The organism is Massilia sp. CT11-108, assembly GCF_047302915.1.
In the GTDB taxonomy this organism is placed as follows: domain Bacteria; phylum Pseudomonadota; class Gammaproteobacteria; order Burkholderiales; family Burkholderiaceae_D; genus Telluria; species Telluria orientalis.
Genome location: NZ_JBKYMO010001726.1, coordinates 1 through 241 on the forward strand (window position 1 = coordinate 1; position 241 = coordinate 241).

Genomic DNA, 241 nt, shown 5'->3' on the forward strand with positions numbered 1-241 from the left:
GGCGAGCAGCATGGCGCGGCGGCCACCGTGGAAGCGGTCGAGCGCGACGGCCGCCAGCAGCACGGCGGCCAGCAAGGTGGCGTCGCGCGGGCTGTCCAGCAGCGCGCGCCGGATCTCCGCTTCGATCAGCGCACCGGGCAAACGGCCCGCGTTGAAGGCATCCTGCAGCGCGTCGGCGAGCAGCGGGTCGGCGGCAAGCACGGGGACGTCGGCCAGCGTGGGCATGCCGGCGTCGCAGAGC

At 75.5% G+C, this 241-nt stretch carries 1 protein-coding gene; it reads right to left on the reverse strand.

Annotated elements, in window-relative coordinates; genetic code table 11:
* A partial coding sequence (locus tag ACEN88_RS36165) for a hypothetical protein (RefSeq protein WP_413347192.1) occupies nucleotides 1-225 on the reverse strand: 225 nt, incomplete at its 3' end.
* Nucleotides 226-241: the final 16 nt, after the last annotated feature.